Raw genomic sequence first — 698 nt, forward strand, 5'->3', positions numbered from 1 at the left:
AGCAGCCCTACGAGTTCGGCTACCAGTCGATGATCAAGCTCGCCAAGTACATCGAAGGCGACAAATCGGTGGTTCCGGCCAACAAGCTGGATATCGTTCCCACCCAGGTCGTCGACAAGTCGAACGTTGGCGACTTCGCGAAGAAGATCCAGACGTTGCTGCGAAAGTAGGAGGAGCGGCGGTGGCTTCGTCGGCCAACCGCGTCGTCTCTTCGAGGCATCGGAAGTGAGTATCGTCGACCGATGGCTGTCATGACCGCGCCGCTCTTCGAGTTGAGGTCGGTCTCCAAGACGTATCCCGGCGTTGCCGCTCTGCAGGGCGTCAGCCTGTCGATCGCGCCTGGAGAGGTGCTGGGGCTGATCGGCGAGAACGGCGCCGGCAAATCGACCTTGATGAAGATCCTGGGCGGCATCGTGGCGCCGACCTCGGGTGAGGTCGTCGTCGACGGCGCCGTCCACACGAGCTGGTCGGTGAAGGAGGCGACCAGGGCCGGAATCGCCTTCGTCCATCAGGAACTCAACCTCTTCGAGAACCTCGATGTCGCCGCCAATGTCCTGATCGGCCGCGAGCCGCGCCGGTATGGCTGGCTGAACCTGATCGACGTCGACGAGGCGCGGCGCCGCGTCACCGCCATCCTGCAGCGGCTGGGCGTGGATTTTGCAGCCGATACGCCCGTCGAGGATCTCTCCATCGCGCAG

At 63.5% G+C, this 698-nt stretch carries 1 protein-coding gene; it reads left to right on the top strand.

All coding sequences use genetic code 11. From position 1 onward, the window contains the following. Positions 1-251: 251 nt before the first annotated feature. The coding region (locus tag DNK49_RS23165; RefSeq protein ID WP_133255173.1) for an ATP-binding cassette domain-containing protein at positions 252-698 on the top strand (447 nt) is incomplete at its 3' end.

The organism is Parazoarcus communis SWub3 = DSM 12120, from assembly GCF_003226565.1.
Lineage (GTDB): Bacteria > Pseudomonadota > Gammaproteobacteria > Burkholderiales > Rhodocyclaceae > Parazoarcus > Parazoarcus communis.